The following is a 20,420-nucleotide window of genomic DNA, read 5'->3' as shown; positions in this document are numbered from 1 at the left end:
GCATTTCCTTGTGCGAATTTTAGAATGATCTATGCCCTACCCGCGAGGGCATAGATATTTAGTTGAAGTAGGTGTTTTTAAAGAACTAAGTCTTTCGAGAACTTAGTCTTCTAATAGAAAAAGAATTAGCCGTTGTTTGCTTGTTTCGCTAACTCAGCTGCTTTTTTCTTCGCGCGTTTAGCCGCATCTTTTTCCGCGAGTTTCTTAAGGCCAGCTTTAGTGTAAGCCGTACCTGTCGCGTGGGCGATATCACGAATCACGTCCCACTCTTCTTTGTAGCTGATTGGTGAGAAGCGGTCTGCACCTTTGAATGATGCGCTCATCTCTGGTGTGAAGCGGTAGCTAAAGAAAGCTTCGTTGATCTTCTCAACCAGCTCCGGTTTTAGGTTGTACGCGTAACCAAACGCAGACGTTGGGAAGCGCGGGCTACGGTAGATGATCTTAAGCTCAGAATCATCAACACGACCTGCTGCCACCATACGATCGTACACGTCAGATGCCACAGGTGCTGCATCATAGTCTCCGTTGAATACACCTAGAATCGATTGGTCATGCTTACCTGAGTAAAGCACTTTGTAGTCTTCATCTGGCACTAACCCTTTAGCTGGGAATAACGCACGAGGAGCTAGGTTGCCAGAGTTTGATGATGCAGAAGTGTGTGCAACCTTTTTGCCTTTTAGATCAGCCATGGTGTTGATACCACTGTCTTTGCGTACAATGGTAATCAGGTTGTAGCCTTGGAAACCAGACTCATCGCCTTTCACTGCAATTGGAACGTAGCCCGCTAGGTTAACCGCGTAGCCAGTTGGGCCCGTAGAGAAACCAGCTACGTGCAAACGGCCAGAACGCATCGCTTCTACTTGTGCAGAGTTCGAGTGCACCGTGTAGTAAATCACTCGCTTACCCGTGATTTTGCTTAAGTGAGCTTGGAAGTCGGCAAACGCATCTTTGTACAAAGCAGGGTCTTCTACTGGCGTGTAAGTAAACACAAGCGTGCTTGGGTCATTCCACTCATCTGGGTTCTTCGGTGAATCGGCGACCAAATCTTGGTTTTCATCACAGTATCGATCGTCTAACACACCACGACTAGAGCAGTCGCTTGCCATAGCCATTGAAGGAAGTAGTAATGAGCTAGCGATTAACAGTCCTTTAACACTGATTTTCATATTCAAACCTTACTTTTACTTATTGTTGAAAGTCACCTTCGCTATTGCAGCCTTCGTGCCATATTTTTATTTGCTAAATTTCAATGACTTAAAACAAAAATCAAACTAACCAAGATCTTTTGAGTCATTGATGTCCAACTCAAAACCAATCATTTGGGTCATTTCTGTCCCATCAACCTTGATGGTAAAAAAAAGAGCCCGAAGGCTCTTTGGTTCACTGCTTTTTCTCTTATTATTCTTCAATAATCCAGATAACTTAGGCGTCGCTGTCCATGCAGTTTGCGTAGTAAGTGACCGTTGCAGGCCAGTCACTGAATACGCCCATCACACCCACATCTTGTGCTAACACATCGAGCATTTTCATCATGTCGCCATCATTGTTGATACCATCTTTCACGCTCTTGTAGTACCAACCGCCGCCTTGCGCGAGTGGGCCTGAACGTTCCAGAGTCCATGCGATGATGTCGAGGTCTGCATCTTTAGCGAGCTTGGCGTAGTTAGACGCAACCAGTTCATTGTTCTCATCTAGATCAACCAGAGCAAACAGAGGTGGCGCGATGATGTTCACACCCGCATCGTGCAGCTCTTTCATGTTTTCAACAGACGCGACAAAATCCGCTTGCTCGTAAACACGGTCATCAAGATACACCGCTTGTTTGCCGAATTTTGGCGCAGCTTTGATCCAGTACTTCACGTCATCCAGGTTGAACGATTGCAAGTAAGTCTCTGAAGGTGCAAAGCCCGCTTCTTTTAGCTCATCCACCAGCTTTTGCGCGTACATCTCTTGGCTGAAGCCATTGAAAGGCATCTCAACCGCTGCCGATTTCAATTCAGGTGTCACCTTTACACCGTGTTCTTTAAACAGTGCCGCACTTTCTGCGTGTGTCATCAGCGTCCCACTCTGGCTGTATAGATCGGTTCTCCAACCTGGAGTACCATTCATGTACTCTTCGACTGTGGTGGCTTTCGGGTTCGCCCCATCCATTTTACCTTTTAACGTCTTAAACTCCGCCAGCGTGAAATCGGAAGTACGACACTCAACCTGAGCATCTTCACCTGTCGCTGGGTTCGCAGGTTTAAATGGAACTGAACACTTCTTAGCGAGTTCAGGATGCGCCAACACATCAGTTGTGGTGTGCAGGTCACTTTGAGAGTGTCGACATACCAACGCCTTATCTTTAGTGAAGGTCACATCACACTCTACGACACCGGCTCCCATCTGAATTGCCGCTAAGTAAGATTCTTTGGTGTGCTCGGGAAACTGCATTGCAGCTCCGCGGTGCCCAATAGAAAAATCACTACGATGAAAAGGCCCTTCGCTACAACTGAGCAGCTTGGTTTTCAAAGGGCTCTCATCCATATTGTTGACTAAAAAGAGGGGACGAGGTCCTAGGTTTGCTGACTCTGTTGCCGCCCATGCTGTCATTGAGCTAACGCCGAGTATCAGAGCAATCGAACCTTTCAGTATTTGCTTCATGTTTGTATCTCCTTGCAACAAGCAATTATTTTTCTAATTTCCTTAATCCGGTCATTTCTACCTTCTGTGAGATGACCTCATGTGGGCAGGTGCCACAATGTAGGGATTGCACGCTTTGTGCCAAATGTTAAAACTCTTTTATTACAATTACTTGAAACAGTTAATCATTCGACTAAATGATAAATGGGTCATTGTTGTCTTGTGCTTTTTATTCCGCTTTGTCTTTTGGTTTATGTTTACTCTTTACTCCTCAAGAACCAAGTTAATGAGTTAGGCTTTAAAGCTCTCTTTATCCAACTGGTGTTTCTTCATTTTTCGATAAAGCGTTTTTCGGGGCAGATTCAGCTTGCTTGATACCTCATTGATATTGCCTGCGCTCTCTATCAAGGCTTCGGTTAATACATTTCTCTCGTACTGCTCCATCTGCTTTTCAAAGGCGAAATCTTCCCCAGTCGATTCACAAATTGGCGATTGCAGATCGAAGCCATCACCGACAATACCGAGCACAAATCGGTCGGCAACGTTACGTAGCTCACGCACGTTTCCAGGCCATTCATGTCGGCACAGCTGCTGTATCTGTTCGGGATAAATCGTCGATGGACGCGTCTTGTACTTGTGGCTCGCTTGTATCACAAAGTGGCGGAACAACACCTGAATGTCCTCTTTGCGTTGGCGCAGTGCCGGAAGGTTTAAACTAGCAATATTAAGACGATAGAAGAGATCAGCTCTGAACTCACCTGATTCACTCAGGCTCGCGAGATCGGCTTTACTGGCCGCGACCACAACGATGTCGACGGGTATCAACTCATTACCGCCTACACGCTCAATCATTCGTTCTTGAATCACGCGCAGCAGTTTAATTTGCACCGCAATTGGCATACTTTCTATTTCATCAAGAAACAGAGTACCGCCATTGGCTTGTTCTATTTTGCCAATCCGTTTCTTGTTGGCACTGGTAAACGAGCCCGCTTCATGACCAAACAACTCACTTTCGATAATGCTCTCTGTCATGCCACCACAGTTTATCGCGACAAACGGTTTGGCTTTACGACGGCTGAATTGATGCAGAGCTCGAGCTATTACCTCTTTGCCCGTTCCCGTTTCTCCGTTGATAATGGTATCGACGCCAGTATGAGAGAGCGCAAGCACTTGCTTACGGATGGTGTCCATCGCTTTGGATTGCCCGATAACCACAGATTCAATCGGTAATTCTGTATCCTGTTCGTCGTCTAACGTTGCAGGACTGTTGTGCTGACACTGTGCCAACGCCAAGTCGAGCTTTTCTAACAACTCACTGGCATTGAGGGGTTTCTCCAGAAAGTCGAACGCACCCAACTTCATCGCCTCTATCGCCATCGGAATATCACCATGCCCGCTCATCAGTAATACCGGAACATTGGCTGCGCGATGTTGGATTGAGCTTAACAACGTAAGCCCGTCGACCTGTGGCATTCGCACATCACACAACACCACCGACTGACTGTTTGCTTTGAGGGACTTTAAACCAAGGTTTGGATCGGTAAAGCTAGTGACACGAAAACCCTCGAGTTCCAACATCTCGCTTACAGCTTCAACAACGTCGGTTTCATCGTCGATAAGAACTATGTGTTTTTCTGAAGTCATGAGTCTGTGCCTTTTGGTAGAGTGACGATAAAAGTGGTGCCTTGGTGTTCAACTGATTCGACGTGAATCGAGCCGCCAAAGTCTTTAATTATGTTGTATGCGATAGACAAACCGAGCCCGAGCCCTTTGCCTGTTGTCTTGCGGGTATAAAATGGATCAAACAGATAAGGAATGTCCTCTTCGGGTATCCCTAATCCATTGTCCTTAACTGCAATTTGAATAGTGTTCGGATGCTCTTGGGTGGAGATGCTGAGCAGAGGCTGCTCCCTATGTTCAACGGCATCCAACGCATTGCTGATCAAATTCACCAGCACCTGCTCTAAGCGAATGCTGTTGGCACGAACCATTTGGTCACTCTGTGGGGAATACTGAATCGAGACCCTACTTTGCCTAGTTTCAAACAAGTCGATAGCATCACTAATCACCTTTACCAGTTTTACGTTATCAATCTTGCCATCGCTCTTGCGCGAGAATGCCTTCAAGTGACGTGTAATCGCAGCCACTTTATCTAACAAGATCTCGATCTTTTTCAGGTTCTCTTCTGCCCTATCTGGCCTTTGTTTACCTAACCACAGTTGCGCGCTTCGAACATGACTGTTCACGGCCGTTAATGGTTGGTTGATCTCGTGAGTAATGCCAACACTCAACTGCCCCAACGCGGCCAGTTTTCCAGCTTGGATAAGCTCATCCTGAGTAACACGCAGCTTGGCCTCGGCTAAGGTACGTTCTTCCACCTCAGCCTCCAATTTACGGTTGGTTTGCTTGACAACTTTGGCTGTGGTTTGAAATACCTTTAGGTACTTAGCCATTTGTGTCACTTCATCTTTGCCACGAATGGCCACTTCGGTATCTAAGTGACCAGTAGAAATCGCGAACATGTTGTCTTTGAGCTGCAGTAACCTTTCTAAAATACTCTTGCGCACATAGAACCATGAGATAGCCGCGGCAGCTAACACACTAAAAAGAGAGAGAAAAAGTGACAAACGTTGGTTCGATTGCAAAGAGTGCTGCGCCTGCTGAATAGACTGATCAATATTGCGATTCACTTGGCTGGTGTTACGTTCGATTTGCACCGTTAACTGATTCAAATGCTCACGGCTGTTTTGCAGGAAATATTGCTCTTGATAGAGATGATCGAGCGCTTTGTTTTTCATCCCATACAAGCTGCTATCACTTGAGGCGAGGTTATAAATCACCGTGAGTTGATGATCTAATTCAGGAAAGGTACTTCTGAGATCGCCACTTACCCAAAGCTGCCACCACTCTTCTCCAACCTGCTCTAATCTTAGACTGGTGTAATCCAACTCATTAAAGCTTGAGTCGTTATACAGTTTTTCGACTAAGCCTAATTGGTAATACAACAGGGATTTTAACTGTGTGTATTGGATCTGGTCTTTGGCAGACTCAGGTAGGTTATCAAGTGAATCACTGGCTTGCTGCAATAGGGGGTAAAAGCCTTCGAGTAGATTACGAAGTTCTTGGTTGAGCTGTTCAGATTCAATCTCACTTTGGTACAACAGACTGAGGCTATTGTTAACTTGAGCAATAAGATCTTTAAAATAGGAGTGATAATCGGGGAATTGAACCATTACGCTATTCATGACGGAAATGGCGTCTTCAATTTTAAGCATCGCTTGTTTGCGTTCTAAATTCGATTCGGCGTCACTGAGCTGAGAAGACGTCGTGATAATCACACGCACCATGTCATTGAGGCGTGCAGCGTTATCTAAAGCGGGGATTTCACTCTCTTTTAGCTCAACAAGACGCTGATTTAAGTCGTCAAAGGTAAAGCTGGAGACAACCGAAAGGAAGATAGTGGTCATGGATAACATGGCCAATGCCAATACCAAGCGCAGCTCAATACCTTTCCAACCAAACCACTTACGACGTGGGATTTTGATCGAAAACGGGCGCTCGAAACTGTCCTTTTCTTCTACAACCTTGGAGACATGACTGCTCACTCGCCCCACCTTCTTCTCATCAAATCGTCAACAGGAACTGCTAATGATTCAATTAGTTATGGCATGAGCCTTACTTAGGCTTGCATCGAATAGCTTTAGTGAAACTATTAAATGAAGAGTAATCATTAACATTTCACATAAGATATCATAACAATTATTTTATAAAGCTTGCGTGGTCTGTTTTGCGATAATAGAAAGTGACCGCACCGACAGAAACGTGATTACTTTATCAATCCCTGTCGGAGGGCATTTTAGTTTGAGCACTTCCAATAAAGTCTGATCATTTATCATAGAGATTGATCGTATTGGGCAGTTCACTCGCAAAACGGGACTTACCATACTTCTGCCCAAATCAAGTTAGATCAAGACCATTTACTTCTTCCTTGCTATAAAATCTCCACTAGTTTAACTTACTTAACATACCCACAAATAATGGATGGTTTTTATGCTAGGAAAGCACCAAGAGCCCTATGGCGCATTTTATCGTTCAACTCATGATAATGAATACTTAGACTCTAAGACTGAACTTCTAGTCGGTTTAGCCGCTGCTATGGGGATGAATTGTCTGCCATGTACAAACTATTACTTAAAGCAGGCAAAAAAAGCTGGAATCACGAAAGGCGAGATTTCGGATGTAACAGCCAAAGTTATGGCTGTGGCCGCCGGTCAAAAAAAACTTCAGTTTCAAGAAGTATTAGAACGTTATGACATAGACTTAAACTCGTTTAACTAGAGAATTGTGTATGACGTTGTGAAGAGACTAAAACATAGGGAACAACTTCAAAATTAACCTTTGGATCTGAGTGACTAAAATATTTTCCACGAAGTTGGTATGACCATTAACGCCGTTGTTCCAAAGAACGACTTTAATGGTCTGAAGTACTTTATCTGCACCTAACAACTATAAGGAAGCAAGTTCTAGTTATTAAGGTAACTGACAATGACATATTTGATTACCTTCCCCCTAACAATGATGACATTAAGGAATAAGTACAATCGCTCCAAGCGCTTGATTGCTTGCCATTCGTTCATGAGCTTTCGCTGCCAAAGATAACGGTAATGTACTATCAATCAATGGTTTGATTTGCCCTTTTTTGATTGCTGGAAGCCATCGTGAAAAATCTTCAATATCTCCAACTAATGTTCCTCGTAACTGCTTTTGAGTAAAGAAGAAATTACGAACATCTATTGTCGCTTCAGTACCAGCCATGAAGCCCATTGTGACTATAATGCCCTGAGGGCGTACGACATTAATCGTTTGTTGAAGAATATCACCTCCTAAATTATCAATAGCAACGTCCACACCTTTGCCTACAGTCCATTCATTGATAGCAGCAACAAAATCTTGCTCAGAAGAATTGATAACAAAATCAGCGCCACAATCTTTAGCAATGTTAGCTGAGTCTTCATTTTGTACCGTAGTAACGACACGAGCACCAAGTGCTTTTGCAATTTGAATGCTCATCATCCCTGTACTTGAAGCGCCCGCATGTACTAAGACGGTATCACCTGCTTTAACTTCACCAACAATTTCAATAGAACGAATGGCGATTAACAGAGGCACTGGTAATGCGGCTATCTGCTCAACAGGTAATCCAGTATTATCAATTAGCAACCACTGTGCTGGTACAACAATATATTCTGAGTAGGTTCCCTGACGATGAGCACCCGGAATCGCATAACTGTTGGCTACAGTAACCGGACGGACATGCGATTCGGCTGGATCAAGTGGATAACCAGGCATCGAAATAACACGATCACCGATATCAAATCCAGTAACGTCCTCTCCAAGTTCAACCACCTGGCCGACAGCATCAGAGCCCAGAACATGAGGGAATGTTAAATCCGGTGAAATCTGTCCTAAACGAACATAATGATCAAGTCGATTTGTACCAATCGCCTGTGTTTTTATCAACACATCTCCAGAACCTGGTTGAGGTGTTGGAACCTCTTCAAATTTAATTTCTTCAGGTCCACCAAAATTATGAATAACAGCAGCTTTCATACGATTTTCTCCAGTATATGGTTTAAGGTGATCGACGATTTATCGATCACTAATGTTACTTAGGTATAGAAATAGCAAATGGTTAAATAGAAAGTTTAAAATCTATTCTTTGACAGATTCCTGTTTGTTTCGAAGTGTTGTTACTGTCTCCCCGCCAACACCCCAATTATCGGTTTCCACTTCGTCAATCACGACAAATACCGTTGATTTTGGTTTATCGAGCACTTGATAGAGCAGATCAGTTGTTCCTTCAATCAGACGTTTCTTTTGTTCAGCAGTCACACCTTCTCGTGTCACTTTAATATTGACGTATGGCATTTTGAATTCGTCCTCGTTATTTGGTTGCCAATGTAGAGTCCATATCTTGTCTAGATTCTGGTTCTAACTCGGCATCTTGATGATGGAGGTTAAGATAACCTGTTACTTAAAATTGAAAAATGAGCTTTAAGTCATTACAGTTGATACACAATGTAATCAATCTATGAGGGCGTTATGCAACGATATTTTGACAATGTACAAATGAGCAGCATCGAGCTTTTTTGCCTTACCGTGGAAACTGGCAGCTTTACGGCCGCTGCTAATGCTGCTGGTGTGACACCTGCAGCAGTCAGCCGTTCTATTGCTCGACTCGAAAAGAGATTACAAACTCGACTGTTCATTAGAACAACTCGCAATATGAGAACGACAGATACAGGTCAACGTTATTACGTGGATTGTCGAAATGCCTTGAATCAATTAATTGAAGCAGAAGAAAAAATATCGGGAGAAACTCAAGAACCGGTGGGAGTACTTAGCATTAGTGTCCCTACTCTGTATGCACATTACCGCTTACTACCACGGATAAATCAGTTTTGTGACCTTTACCCACAGTTGAAAATCAACATAGAGGTCAGTAATCAAAACATTGATTTTTCGGAGGATAATTATGACGTAGCCATTAGAGGGAGTGAGTTGCATGATTCCGGTTTGATTGCACGACGCCTTGAGGATGCAGAGCTCATCATTGTTGCTGCGCCGTCATACTTAAAAAATCACCCCGCACCAAGTGTTGTTGCTGATCTTCAGGAGCATGAATGTATACAGTACATATTGCCTAGCAGTGGTCGAAAAGTACCATGGACATTTCTTTCTCAAGGCGATCTCATCAAAGTAGAAACGAAGGGACGTTTACTGTGTCAGGAAGATTTCTTAGCCACGCTGACATTGGTTAAAAGTGGTGCAGGGCTCATGCAGGTCTATCGCTTCACGGTTGAGCAAGAGCTACAAAAGGGAGAGCTAGTCGAAGTATTACAAGAGTATTCAGGAACAACACGTCCATTCATTATGATGTATCCATACGCTCGTTATACGCCTTTAAAAACGAGAAAATTCATTGAGTTCATGATGACCTCGGATCAACATGAACTGCAGTACAAGAACACTTAATATAACTTTCATAATATTAATCAGTTAAGGTTTATTAATACCAACAAAAATCGCACAAGCTTTCACTCACGCGATTTCATTGATGTCATGTAAAACTACTGGTTGAAACTCCGCGAGTTAAAGAATGATCATCCCATCTCGATAAGTCAGTGCTGGCGAAACATCTTGCCCAAGTAATACAGGGCCGTCGAGATCGACAATTTCAGATTGCACTGCGATCGGCAGAGCTGCACGCATGGCCAGTGAGGTACCAAGCATACAGCCCGACATCAGAGTAAATCCGAGCCTTTGCGCTTCTTCGGCAAGTGCTAATGCTTCTGTCAAACCACCGGTTTTATCAAGCTTGATGTTGACCATTTCATACTTGCCCAACAACGAAGACAGTTGGGAACTGGTATGGCAGCTTTCATCAGCACACAGTGGAATTGGATGCTTGATGTGTGCCAGTGAGGCATCATGCTGTTGTGGTAAAGGTTGCTCGATCATCGCGATATCAAACTCAGTCAGCTGATTGAACAGCTCTTCAAGGTTCAGCCCAGTCCATGCTTCATTGGCATCCAGTACAATTTTAACCCCAGGAGCCGCTTCTCGGACAGCGTGTACACGCTCTACTACTTGCTCACCATCAAGCTTCACTTTTAGAAGTTTCGCACCATTCGCCACATAATCTCGAGCTTGTATTGCCATCGCTTCTGGTGTGCCAATCGAGACTGTCATAGCAGTAACAATCTGCGTTGGTAACTCGAACAAGTTGTTTGGAAAGATCTGTTCGTTCTGCTGCGCTTGATAATCCCAAAGCGCACAATCGATAGCGTTACGCGCAGCTCCTCCAGTCAATGAAGACTGAAGATGGTCTCGTAACTCTTCAGGATCGGTCATACCACGTTCAAAGGCCATTTCAAGAGAGCTAGCAGCTTGTTGAATTTGCGCCAACACAGACTCGGATGACTCACCATAACGCGGGTAAGGTGTGCACTCGCCTTGCGCTTGTTTGCCATTATGCTCAATGTAAACGCGAACAACATGACACTCTGTTCGGCTGCCTCGAGAGATGCGAAAAGGCGTTTGCATCGCGATAGTAATAGGTTCTGCAGTAATCTTCATAATTTCACTCGGTTGATGTTCGCTTTAACAAATGGAAACGTAGAAATGATGAAATCGTTAAAGTGAATGTCGCAAATGATCAGTAATATGTTGTACACCAAATCGCACCGGATCCGTCACTGGTACTTGATAAAGTGTGGTCCATTCTTGGCACAATGCCTCTGCCTCTTCAATGCTAATCGCCGATGTGTTCAGGCAGATACCCACCAGTTTCACATCTGGATTAGTCAGTCGCGCCGCTTGCAAATTAGCGTCAATCGTTTGTTCTATCGTTGGTAATTTTGCGTGCGGTAGGTTGCGGATATGTGGTCGCCCTACTTCATGACATAACACCAAAGCATCAGCTTGTGCGCCATGCAACAAACCCAAACTCACGCCTGCAAAAGACGGATTAAACAAAGAGCCCTGCCCTTCAATGATGTCCCATTCGTGGTCGGTAAATTCAGGGCTGATAGCTTCAACCGCTCCAGAAATGAAATCCGCAACCACAGCATCAATCGAAATCCCGCAGCCTTCAATCAAGATGCCAGTCTGTCCTGTCGCTTTAAACTGAGCAGATATTCCCGCTTCTTTAAGCGATTTTTCAATCGCCAGTGCAGAAAACATCTTGCCTACCGAGCAGTCGGTTCCGACCGTAAGAAGGCGTTTTCCTTGACGAGGTTTACCGTTACCAACGTTTAGATCACCATCAAAATGGCGTACATCATGAAGCTTAGTCAATCCTCGCTGTTGCATGTCAGCAAGCGGTGAGAATTCACTCAAGCGCTGGTGCATGCCGGATGCAATCTCAAATCCCATTTCTGCAGCTGCCAGTATGGTTGGTTGCCATGACTCAAGAATAACGCCGCCCGGGTTTGCAGTGCCAATCACTAGCGTTTTCGCACCCTGCGCTTGTGCCTGTTGCAAAGTCAGATCCATCAAACCAAGAGAAACTGTCTGTTCTGTTAAACGTAACTGGCCAAGGCAGATTTCTGGTCGCCACTGATGAATACCACGAGCTGTTTTTGCGGCCAGTGGGTCAGTAACATCCCCAAGAAAAAGAAGGTAAGGTTGAGCGATAGACATGAGCATTCCTAATTAATAAGTCCTTGTATGGATTTACTTTAATTAAGAACTTAGAAGCTGCCGAATACCTATTTATGGCGAGCCTATAACCTTAAGTTATAGGCTGAGTATGGCTCTTCAATGAAGTAATCAATTGCTTAACGGAAATCGACTGAGGGGTGTGCTCTGCGCAAAGCATCGAGACCGAAAATTGGATGTCTGGTTGAAGTGGCAACACACAGACTGCATCGTCATTTTGATATTGCTCTGCCGTCCACAGATCCACAATCGCAAACCCCGCTTGGTGCTTAACCAGTTCCGCCGCCGCGCTGTATCCACGTACCGATATCGGATGGTGATAATGCTCATCTCGCGCAATAAGGCTTTGATGTAATAGGAGGCCTAATGGATCGCGGCTATCAAGCCCGATGATTGGTAAGGGATAATTGATCAGGTCATCAAGGGTTAATTCAGTCGGTAACTGTTCAACAGTGTGGGATGGAACCAGAACCTTGAGTGATTCAGTTAAGAGTGTTTCACTTAATATCGCCGGCGGTGCTTCATCGCCAAACGCGATAGCAATATCGAGCTCATGCTTTAATAGCCCAGCACAAAGTTCATCACGGTTAGCAGTCAACAACTCAAAAGAGAGCTCTTGTTCACGAGACATTTGGGCTATTACCGGAGTCAGCAATTTGGTCGCCAATATCGGCGGCGCACCAATACGTAGATGCTGATGGCCTTGCTTCACTTTATTAGTCAAAGAACGAAATTGACCCAGTTGTTGGTAGACCTTCTCCGCTTCCGGTAACAAGGTTTTCGCTTCAACCGTTGGCACCAATCGCCCTTTGACACGCTCGAACAAGCCAAACCCCAACTGCTGCTCAGTGTGCGCCAAAATACGCGTCACATTAGGCTGGGACACATGCAAGCTGCGTGCAGCTCCAGATACGGTTCCGGTCTGCATAATGGCGTAAAAGACTTCCAGTTGTCTCAGGTTCAAATTGATGTCCTTTGGTTCACCGAACAGGTTTAGGGCTTGGATTCTGTTGTATTAACTAAACTGTCTATCTATCAACTTAGCTATCTAGATGGGTTTATTTTAGTAACTCAGCTATCGCAGGTTGAAGAACCTCAGCCCAAGCTTGATAAGCCTTGGCATTCAAATGCAGATCGTCACAACTATATCCATTTGATAGTAATTGATTAGGTGCTAGAACACGGTTCACATCCAAAAACTCGATATCATGCTGTCTGCAATAAGCTTCTAGTCTTTGGTTTAATTCTGAAACCTGAGGGTTCAAGCTTTGCAGTTTAGACCCTACATAAAGCGTTGATTGCACCAATATTCGAATATCGTTTTCTTGCCACACCTTAAGCATATCAACGTAGTTCTGGTAGATATGCTCGACATCGTAACCTTGCGCTAAATCGTTTATCCCTGCCATAAAACACACCAGCTTTGGCTTCACGTTTAACGTGGTATCAATGCGGCGTAACATGCCGGTTGTGGTATCCCCCGCTAAGCCGCGATTGACCATAGAAACATCACGGAAAATATCCGCCCACGGAGCCCATTCAGTGATCGAGTCACCAAACAAGACTAAGTCTGCACTTGGAGAAAAATGACGATGATTATCTGATGTCATGATGTAACGGCTCATGCTGTGGCCTCGTTGATGAATCTCTGACTGAAGAGCAACTGCCTTGAGGATTTCACTGTCAGGTGTGGTGCTATCGAATTGAGCCAGTAACCCTTCGATGTGAGGCTTGAAAGGGCTGAGACGAGTGCTCAATTGATGATGTTCTTTAAGGGAAGATAGCCTCTCTAACAATACGTACAGAGAGCGATTTTGACCAACTTCTTGGAATAACTGATAGAGATCGAGGACAGGGTGTTGTTGTAGTGCGGCAAGTAATTGCTTGTCTTCCATAGTGTTATCTAACCCCTCAATTATCTGGTAATGAACTCAAGATAATATCCGATTGCGTACGGGATAGATAACACTAGAAGTAGAGATTTACTTTTCTTTGATTAGCAGGTGATTACGGTTATCACGACTTTTCTTAATCAGCTCGTTGCTCTCATCCATTTCATCAGATTTAGCAAGACGATCGTAAAGTAGCACATTCACTGTTGCGGCTAAGTTCATGCAGCCAACTGTTGGAACGTACACAACGTGATCTGCTCTATCGGCAACATCTTGAGAAATAGAGCCGTCTTCAGGGCCAAAGATATAAATGGCATTTTCTGGGTGTTTAAAACGCGGCAGTGGTGTTGCACCTTCAGCGAGTTCCACACAAACGATCTTAGTTTCTGGATCAAGATTGTCTAAAAACGACTCAACACCGGTCAACGGGATGGTACGCGCAGCACTCTTGGTATCGGTGTGAAATTTCGCGGCTTTTTCGTAGCGTTGCCCTGTGTATCTAACTTCGTCGACTTGGTAACAACCAGCCGCGCGCATAACAGCACCAACGTTTGTCGGGCTCTTTGGGTTAGTTAAACCAATAGTCACATGGCTTTTGTTCATGAATCTTTCTCACTTAACGAATAGACATAGCAGGGTGCTACAAAGCGTCGCATTCTAACAAAGCAGCGTCGATTTCAAAAGCATCGATACAAACTCACTTTTTCGCTCTTAAGCCTCTAATTGCAAGGCTTCTCACCTTAAAAACTTAACCGTCATCATATTTATAAAACAAAAACACTCTAGGGTAACAATTAAACAACAAGCCCATTTACATTTTGAAACCACATTAATAATGTGTTGAAAATTGCATGAGACAATCACACAGGAAGCGTGACATGACCCTAACCATCAAAAACCGCCTTTATATCCTCTCTTTCATTCCACTGCTACTGATGGCAATCGGGATGATGAGTGTGACGTATATGAAGAGCACTGAGCTAACCGCACAACAAGTAGAATCGACGCGTAGCAATATGATGGCGATGAAAGAAAAGGAACTCAAAGCGTATCTGCAAATGGCTCAATCTTCTATCAGCCCGTTCTTGGAAAGAGGTGCAACATTAGAAGAGGCCTTGCCAACCTTAAGAACACTCGAGTATGGCGAATCTGGTTACATCTTTGGTTACGACTCTAAAGGTGTGAGAGTGGTAGTCGGACAAAATACGGATGGCATTGGGAAAAACTACTACGACCTGCAAGACAAAAAAGGCAATTACCTGATTCGTGACCTCATCAAGAACTCAAAGCTTGGCGAATTCACCACCTACTACTTTCCTAAACTTGGTCAATCTGAAGCCCTACCAAAACTCAGCTATTCAATATTCATCCCACAATGGGATTTGATGCTTGGTACCGGTTTTTATACTGACGACATTGATGCTGTCATTGCAGAAATGAAAAAGAGCTCGAACGCTGCGCTGCAAAGCTCACTGACTGCCATCGCTATTTTCTGCGGATTGATTGCCTTTGTTGTCGCAGCGTTTGCTGTTGCTGTGAACCGCACCATTATGAAGCCACTTGAGCAGTTTGACCGTTCAATCAGCGCATTCGCAAGTGGTGAAGCCGACTTAACCGCCCGAATGGAAACCTTCAAAGCGCCCGAGTTCACTAAGCTCAGTGAAAACTTCAATGCCTTTGTTGCCAGCCTGCAAACCATCATTCGCAGCGTCAGTGATGTCGGTCAGCAAGTCGTAGCCGAGACATCTAGCATGTCTTCTCGCGCCGCTCAGGTCGACGAAATTGCTACAGGCCAACGTGAAGAGACAGAACAAGTTGCAACGGCGATGACTGAGATGACCACAACGGCGCAAGAAATCTCTAGCAACGCAAGCCAAGCCGCTGATTCCGCTAAACTTGCAGAGGGCAATGCCAAAGAAGCACAACAGATCGTAAACGCAGCTGCAGATTCGGTTGCAGGCCTAGCGAGCGAAGTTTCAGAAGCCAACACCGTAGTATCACGATTAGAAGGCGATGTGCAGAACATCTCCTCTTCACTGGCAGTTATCCAAGATATTGCCGAGCAAACTAACCTACTTGCATTGAATGCCGCGATTGAAGCTGCGCGTGCAGGTGAACAAGGTCGTGGTTTTGCAGTGGTAGCTGATGAGGTACGTAAACTGGCAAGCCGAACTCAAGAGAGCACGGGCGATATTCATAAGATGATTGAGCAACTAAAAGCCGCTTCAGACGCCGCTGTAAAAGCGATGGACTCAAGCCAAAATCGCAGTGCTCAAACCGTGGAAGAAGCAAACGCTGCCGCCGCTGCACTGGCGAAGATCCAAGAGTCGATTGATACCATCATGGACATGAATTCACTAATTGCGACGGCAACAGAGCAACAGAACATTGTTGGCCAAGAGATATCTCAACGCATTGTAGTGATTTCAGACCAAAGCTCACAATCGGCGGCACTAGCAAATCAAAACCGCACCGGTAGCCAAAACCTCAACAGTCGTGCAAATGAGCTGTATCATTTAGTGGATCGCTTCACTGTCTAATGTCGAGTAAGTGAACGCTACTCAACGTTCAAAGCTATCATCATTAAAAGTAAACGGGCTTCAGAATATCTATTCTGAAGCCCGTTTTTTTTATCGTTGGTGGCTTTAGATCATAAACTAATCCAATTGCTCAGACAGGAAATCCACCAGCAGGCGAACCTTTGAAGATAGATTACGGTTCTGAGGGTACAACGCCCAGATCCCTTCTTTGTCGTCTCGGTAATCGGAAAGCACTTCGACTAACTCTCCAGAGTCTAGATCTTCACTCACGTAGTATTCAGGTAACTGCACCAAGCCAATGCTCTGCTTCGCAGCATCTAATAACGCTAAACCACTGTTGCACTTAATGCGTCCGTTAACACGAACCGAACGAGGGCGACCATTTTCTTTAAAGCGCCAGTGTTCAAATCCACCAACTAAGCATTGATGATTATTTAATTCAGATAATGTATGCGGTTCCCCATAACGTTCAATATATTCAGGGCTGGCACATACATAGAGTTGGCGTTGAGAGAGCTTCTTCGCCACAAGACTTGAGTCTTCTAAGCGACCAAGACGAATCGCTACATCAACACCCGAGTCGATTAGGTCGAGCTTTTGATTAGTCAGCATCAACTCAAGTTCTACTTGTGGGTGAAGATTTAAGAATTGATGAAGTATCGGAGCAAGTTGGCGCTCACCATAAGTCACAGGCGCGGTGACTTTCAGTAAGCCTTTTGGTGTGGATTGCATCTGCGTGACCGCAAGCTCAGCAATTTCTAAGCCCTCGACCAGCAACTTACACTGCTGATAATAGAGTTGCCCAGCCTCTGTTAGAGACACCTTTCGGGTCGTTCGATTGAGCAGTTTCACTGCGAGTCGTTCTTCGAGGTTTGCGACCCTACGACTGATTTGAGCCACCGACGTAGCGAGTTTCTGCGCCGCACCAGTAAAGCTTTCACGCTCTGCCACTGCAACAAACTCAATTACCCCTTCCCAATTGGCCATGCCTTTACCTTATGCTGAATTTTGGTTACCCATACAGTGTATTGAAGATAGATATCAGTGTCACCTTGCTTGATATGCTTTGCGCATAAATCTTCGCCAGCCACAACTGATTAAAATAACGCCAACCGATACCTGACATTTCTCAAAACTCCTTACCGAACACTAACAAAATCGTATTTCCCCCTGACACTCCTCCTACCACTTCATTGATATGTTGGTTCTGTACCGGAACACAGGTACTTCAACACAGTAAGGTACTCCTATGAAAAAATTAATCATACTTGCATCAACTCTTGTACTCAGCACCACAGCGTTCGCAGCAACCAAAACAACGATTCAAGAAACAACGCTAAAATCTGATACATTTGTTACTGAAGCGGAAGCATACGATGCAGGAACTAACCTTATGGATGAGTTAAGCGCAAAAACACCTTTTGAGCTTTCAAGAGAACTGCCACAGTTCCAACAAACAACCAAATACGATTCGTTCAAGATTGATGACGCGAACATGGAAGTGAAAAAAATCACTAACATGAGCGGCGATGTTCATTACCAAGCGAACGTAAAAGTTGACTACCGTTACACATACAAAGACGGTCGCAGCAGCTAATACCGAACGATTAATTAGGTCTCAAAACCGACCTAGTATCTAAAAGAAAGCCCGTACTCATTGAGCATGGGCTTTTTTGACCTTCAGCGCTGATTAATGGAATTCAAACGAACAACCAGTATCAGCTCATATTCGTCTGTCTACTTTGAAAATTAAACTTCAAACTGAGACACTAGGCTATCTAGCGCCTCACACTGTTCTGCCAATGCCATACATGCATTTTCTGCGCTGCTCGCCATTTCAACCATTTGCATTGTGCTTTCAGCGATGCGTTGAACATTCTTATTCACTTCTTCAGACACTTGAGACTGTTGCGAAGCCGCCGTTGCGATTTGTGTGTTCATGTCGTTCATCTTTCCGATTGAGTTGCGAATCTCACTCAATGAAGATGCCGCTGTTCCTGCCTGAACAATGGTTTTCTCGCCACTCACTTTGCTTTCAGTCATTACACCAACCGCGTGTTTCGCACCAACTTCTAAGCGTTCAATCATTGATTGAATTTCGCCAGTGCTGTCTTGAGTTTTACTTGCAAGCGCACGAACTTCATCAGCTACAACCGCAAAGCCACGACCTTGTTCACCGGCACGTGCTGCTTCAATCGCAGCATTTAATGCCAATAGGTTAGTTTGTTCTGCAATACCTTTGATCACACCAAGGATTGAGGCGATGTTCTTCACATCTGTGTCCAGTTCTTGAACTACACCACCCGCGTTCTCAATATCTTGCGCAAGGCGTTCAATCGAAGTCACGGTCAAGCCAAGCGTGGTATCTGCCGATTCCACTTCATGGTTCGCCACGTTACTTGCGGTTGCTGCATCTAATGCATTGCCACTGACCACTTCACTGGTTGCTTGCATCTCATGAACCGCCGCCGCGACTACTTCACTTTCTCGCTGCTGATTTGAAGAGAACTCAGCAACACTCTGGGTTAACGATTTGATGTTTTCCATCTCAGCGCGTACCGCATTCGATGTGAAAATAACTTGTTCGACCGTGACGTGGATCTTGCCAACAAACTGATTGAAAGCAGAGCTTAAACGAGCAATCTCATCATTACCTTCGACCTTCATTCGTTGAGACAGATTACCGTCACCCGAAGCGATTTCATTCATCGCTTTCTCAACGTTCTGAATGGGTTGAATAATGAAACGGTTCGACAACCACATCGCGAAGATTGCAGCGAATACAGCAACGGCCATACCGACTTCGATGATCAACTTACTTGATTCAATAGAGTCATCGGCTTGCTGGCGAAGCTCTTTCTGCTTCAGTTCAATCAAGGTTCTGATATCACGCAGTTGCTTACGAATAGTCGCAAACTCGGCATCTAATGCAGGTGAGTAATCAATATTGTATTGATGCGCGTTCGCAGGGTCTGCAAACATTGGCTCATGCAGCGCCACCCAGTTACTCATCGCGTTCACAAGCTTTGATAACTCACCACGTGAAGATGGATCCAACACGCCCGCTTGATACAAGGTTTCGACACTTTGAAAACGAGGAACCGCTTTGTAAGCGTTGTCTTTAAATTCAAACTTTTGGTACTCAATCGCCGCTTGGTCTTTAGCAAGCAACAAACCTTGTGCCGAAGCGATAATTTGGTAGATATCTCGGTAGCCATCTTCTAGGTTATCTAGCACAGGCTGAACCACATTATTGAGCTCGTTATTAATCGCAGCTTGAGCATTTGATCTGATAACGTTGAGTACAGTAACGGTAGAAAAAACAATCACAATCACCAACAGCGGGATCGCGATTTTACTCTTAATCGAAAGATTATTGATATTCATTGGGATTAATAACCACACTTCAAATAGGGATGCGCGCGCAATATACAGCACACATATGCAATCTCACTAAGGATTTGTGAGCCCTATCTCATAGCAAACGATATCGTTAATTTTCGTGGTGATTATTCAACCAGAGGTTAACTCTCAAACATTAAAGTATGCTCTGATTTAGACTTATTTGCCGCTGAGTACGCGCAAATACTGGAGAAGTGTGAGAAATAACACCATAATGTAGGGCTCTAAAATAAGTAGGTAAGAACATGAAAATTTGTGGTGTTGAAATCAAAGGTAACGATGCAGTCATCTGTCTTCTTTCTCTATCAGATGGTGTATTTAACATTCCTGATTGCCGAGTTTCTAAAGTTTCAATTAGCGACGCAAACGACACACAGAATATGAAAGACTTTCAATTCTCTTTTGCAAAGTTAATGGAAGATTACCAAGTAGATAAAGTTGTAATTCGTCAACGCCAAACTAAAGGCAAATTTGCTGGCGGTGGCTTTGGTTTCAAACTAGAAGCAGCAATTCAACTGATCGACGGCCTAGACGTAACAGTTGTATCACCTGCTGACATCAAAGAGAGCCTCAAGCGCAACCCTCTAATGATGAAATTCAAAGAAACTGGCCTTAAGCAATACCAAGAAGCACCGTTTACTACGGCATATGCTTGCTTGATGAAGCGCTAATCAAAAGTCGCTAGCCAATATTTGATACAGAAAGAGCCTGAATATTCAGGCTCTTTTTTGTTTCTAGTTAC

General features: G+C 44.5%; 18 protein-coding genes. 5 read left to right on the top strand and 13 right to left on the bottom strand.

From position 1 onward, the window contains the following. Positions 1-125: 125 nt before the first annotated feature. From phnD to CWO13_RS04540, 4 genes are all read right to left on the bottom strand, one after another. On the bottom strand, positions 126-1,166 hold the full coding sequence (phnD, locus tag CWO13_RS04555; protein ID WP_008216587.1) for a phosphate/phosphite/phosphonate ABC transporter substrate-binding protein: 1,041 nt from the start codon (positions 1,164-1,166) through the stop codon (positions 126-128). 256 nt (positions 1,167-1,422) lie between these two features. Then, complete coding sequence (locus CWO13_RS04550; RefSeq protein WP_102478401.1) at positions 1,423-2,643, bottom strand: glycerophosphodiester phosphodiesterase family protein; 1,221 nt, start codon at positions 2,641-2,643, stop codon at positions 1,423-1,425. Positions 2,644-2,913: 270 nt separating this feature from the next. Continuing rightward, positions 2,914-4,266, bottom strand: coding sequence for a sigma-54-dependent transcriptional regulator (locus CWO13_RS04545; RefSeq protein ID WP_108020938.1), 1,353 nt, complete (start codon positions 4,264-4,266; stop codon positions 2,914-2,916). Beyond that, complete coding sequence (locus CWO13_RS04540) at positions 4,263-6,236, bottom strand: ATP-binding protein (RefSeq protein WP_108082603.1); 1,974 nt, start codon at positions 6,234-6,236, stop codon at positions 4,263-4,265. Before CWO13_RS04540 ends, CWO13_RS04545 begins: the two co-directional genes overlap by 4 nt. A 436-nt stretch (positions 6,237-6,672) precedes the next feature. Between CWO13_RS04540 and CWO13_RS04535 the strand changes: the two genes are divergently transcribed. Further along, positions 6,673-6,960 carry a carboxymuconolactone decarboxylase family protein gene (locus CWO13_RS04535; protein ID WP_108082602.1) on the top strand — a complete coding sequence of 96 codons (288 nt, stop codon included), beginning with the start codon at positions 6,673-6,675 and terminating at the stop codon, positions 6,958-6,960. Positions 6,961-7,206: 246 nt separating this feature from the next. Here CWO13_RS04535 and CWO13_RS04530 read toward each other — a convergent pair whose 3' ends face one another. Continuing rightward, positions 7,207-8,232, bottom strand: a complete 1,026-nt coding sequence (locus CWO13_RS04530; protein ID WP_108082601.1) for a quinone oxidoreductase family protein — start codon at positions 8,230-8,232, stop codon at positions 7,207-7,209. A gap of 102 nt (positions 8,233-8,334) precedes the next feature. Beyond that, positions 8,335-8,550: a tautomerase family protein gene (locus CWO13_RS04525; protein WP_102432011.1), complete on the bottom strand. Its 216-nt coding sequence runs from the start codon at positions 8,548-8,550 to the stop codon at positions 8,335-8,337. Positions 8,551-8,724: 174 nt separating this feature from the next. Between CWO13_RS04525 and CWO13_RS04520 the strand changes: the two genes are divergently transcribed. Continuing rightward, positions 8,725-9,657 carry a LysR family transcriptional regulator gene (locus CWO13_RS04520; RefSeq protein ID WP_108082600.1) on the top strand — a complete coding sequence of 311 codons (933 nt, stop codon included), beginning with the start codon at positions 8,725-8,727 and terminating at the stop codon, positions 9,655-9,657. A gap of 117 nt (positions 9,658-9,774) precedes the next feature. On the opposite strand, the gene dgcA is transcribed toward CWO13_RS04520, so the two are convergent. The 5 genes from dgcA to CWO13_RS04495 form a co-directional block, all read right to left on the bottom strand. Further along, the gene (gene dgcA, locus CWO13_RS04515; RefSeq protein WP_108082599.1) at positions 9,775-10,761 is read right to left on the bottom strand and encodes an N-acetyl-D-Glu racemase DgcA; all 987 of its coding nucleotides are present in this window, start codon (positions 10,759-10,761) and stop codon (positions 9,775-9,777) included. Between the two features lie 57 nt (positions 10,762-10,818). Continuing rightward, the gene (gene dgcN, locus CWO13_RS04510; protein WP_108082598.1) at positions 10,819-11,826 is read right to left on the bottom strand and encodes an N-acetyltransferase DgcN; all 1,008 of its coding nucleotides are present in this window, start codon (positions 11,824-11,826) and stop codon (positions 10,819-10,821) included. 91 nt (positions 11,827-11,917) lie between these two features. After that, entirely contained in the window at positions 11,918-12,808 is an 891-nt protein-coding gene (locus CWO13_RS04505; RefSeq protein ID WP_108082597.1) for a LysR family transcriptional regulator, read from the bottom strand. A 94-nt stretch (positions 12,809-12,902) separates the two neighbouring features. After that, positions 12,903-13,739 carry an SGNH/GDSL hydrolase family protein gene (locus CWO13_RS04500; protein WP_102432007.1) on the bottom strand — a complete coding sequence of 279 codons (837 nt, stop codon included), beginning with the start codon at positions 13,737-13,739 and terminating at the stop codon, positions 12,903-12,905. Positions 13,740-13,826: 87 nt separating this feature from the next. Beyond that, entirely contained in the window at positions 13,827-14,339 is a 513-nt protein-coding gene (locus CWO13_RS04495) for an RNA methyltransferase (protein ID WP_102432006.1), read from the bottom strand. A gap of 275 nt (positions 14,340-14,614) precedes the next feature. Here CWO13_RS04495 and CWO13_RS04490 point away from each other — a divergent pair, with 275 nt between their 5' ends. Next, on the top strand, positions 14,615-16,276 hold the full coding sequence (locus tag CWO13_RS04490) for a methyl-accepting chemotaxis protein (protein WP_102432005.1): 1,662 nt from the start codon (positions 14,615-14,617) through the stop codon (positions 16,274-16,276). A gap of 117 nt (positions 16,277-16,393) precedes the next feature. On the opposite strand, the gene CWO13_RS04485 is transcribed toward CWO13_RS04490, so the two are convergent. Beyond that, positions 16,394-17,263 carry a LysR family transcriptional regulator gene (locus tag CWO13_RS04485; protein ID WP_048669431.1) on the bottom strand — a complete coding sequence of 290 codons (870 nt, stop codon included), beginning with the start codon at positions 17,261-17,263 and terminating at the stop codon, positions 16,394-16,396. Between the two features lie 262 nt (positions 17,264-17,525). Here CWO13_RS04485 and CWO13_RS04480 point away from each other — a divergent pair, with 262 nt between their 5' ends. Continuing rightward, a complete protein-coding gene (locus CWO13_RS04480) occupies positions 17,526-17,873 on the top strand; it encodes a DUF3316 domain-containing protein (protein WP_048659007.1) in 348 nt (115 codons plus the stop codon). Positions 17,874-18,025: 152 nt separating this feature from the next. Here CWO13_RS04480 and CWO13_RS04475 read toward each other — a convergent pair whose 3' ends face one another. Continuing rightward, complete coding sequence (locus CWO13_RS04475) at positions 18,026-19,663, bottom strand: methyl-accepting chemotaxis protein (protein ID WP_055319080.1); 1,638 nt, start codon at positions 19,661-19,663, stop codon at positions 18,026-18,028. A 260-nt stretch (positions 19,664-19,923) separates the two neighbouring features. Between CWO13_RS04475 and CWO13_RS04470 the strand changes: the two genes are divergently transcribed. Then, positions 19,924-20,349, top strand: coding sequence for a DUF3010 family protein (locus CWO13_RS04470; RefSeq protein WP_017069797.1), 426 nt, complete (start codon positions 19,924-19,926; stop codon positions 20,347-20,349). Positions 20,350-20,420: the final 71 nt, after the last annotated feature.

The organism is Vibrio sp. ZF 223 (genome assembly GCF_003050585.1).
GTDB lineage: Bacteria > Pseudomonadota > Gammaproteobacteria > Enterobacterales > Vibrionaceae > Vibrio > Vibrio crassostreae.
Note: the sequence above shows the minus strand (reverse complement) of the source record. Positions and strands in the feature narration are given on the sequence as shown.

Excerpts from the sequence above, each read along its gene's own strand:
- phnD (WP_008216587.1), bottom strand. The coding sequence starts at position 1,166 with ATGAAAATCAGTGTTAAAGGACTGTTAATCGCTAGCTCATTACTACTT.
- dgcA (WP_108082599.1), bottom strand. The coding sequence starts at position 10,761 with ATGAAGATTACTGCAGAACCTATTACTATCGCGATGCAAACGCCTTTT.
- CWO13_RS04530 (WP_108082601.1), bottom strand. The coding sequence starts at position 8,232 with ATGAAAGCTGCTGTTATTCATAATTTTGGTGGACCTGAAGAAATTAAA.
- CWO13_RS04520 (WP_108082600.1), top strand. The coding sequence starts at position 8,725 with ATGCAACGATATTTTGACAATGTACAAATGAGCAGCATCGAGCTTTTT.
- CWO13_RS04480 (WP_048659007.1), top strand. The coding sequence starts at position 17,526 with ATGAAAAAATTAATCATACTTGCATCAACTCTTGTACTCAGCACCACA.
- CWO13_RS04500 (WP_102432007.1), bottom strand. The coding sequence starts at position 13,739 with ATGGAAGACAAGCAATTACTTGCCGCACTACAACAACACCCTGTCCTC.
- CWO13_RS04495 (WP_102432006.1), bottom strand. The coding sequence starts at position 14,339 with ATGAACAAAAGCCATGTGACTATTGGTTTAACTAACCCAAAGAGCCCG.
- CWO13_RS04490 (WP_102432005.1), top strand. The coding sequence starts at position 14,615 with ATGACCCTAACCATCAAAAACCGCCTTTATATCCTCTCTTTCATTCCA.
- CWO13_RS04550 (WP_102478401.1), bottom strand. The coding sequence starts at position 2,643 with ATGAAGCAAATACTGAAAGGTTCGATTGCTCTGATACTCGGCGTTAGC.
- dgcN (WP_108082598.1), bottom strand. The coding sequence starts at position 11,826 with ATGTCTATCGCTCAACCTTACCTTCTTTTTCTTGGGGATGTTACTGAC.
- CWO13_RS04485 (WP_048669431.1), bottom strand. The coding sequence starts at position 17,263 with ATGGCCAATTGGGAAGGGGTAATTGAGTTTGTTGCAGTGGCAGAGCGT.
- CWO13_RS04535 (WP_108082602.1), top strand. The coding sequence starts at position 6,673 with ATGCTAGGAAAGCACCAAGAGCCCTATGGCGCATTTTATCGTTCAACT.
- CWO13_RS04545 (WP_108020938.1), bottom strand. The coding sequence starts at position 4,266 with ATGACTTCAGAAAAACACATAGTTCTTATCGACGATGAAACCGACGTT.
- CWO13_RS04475 (WP_055319080.1), bottom strand. The coding sequence starts at position 19,663 with ATGAATATCAATAATCTTTCGATTAAGAGTAAAATCGCGATCCCGCTG.
- CWO13_RS04470 (WP_017069797.1), top strand. The coding sequence starts at position 19,924 with ATGAAAATTTGTGGTGTTGAAATCAAAGGTAACGATGCAGTCATCTGT.
- CWO13_RS04525 (WP_102432011.1), bottom strand. The coding sequence starts at position 8,550 with ATGCCATACGTCAATATTAAAGTGACACGAGAAGGTGTGACTGCTGAA.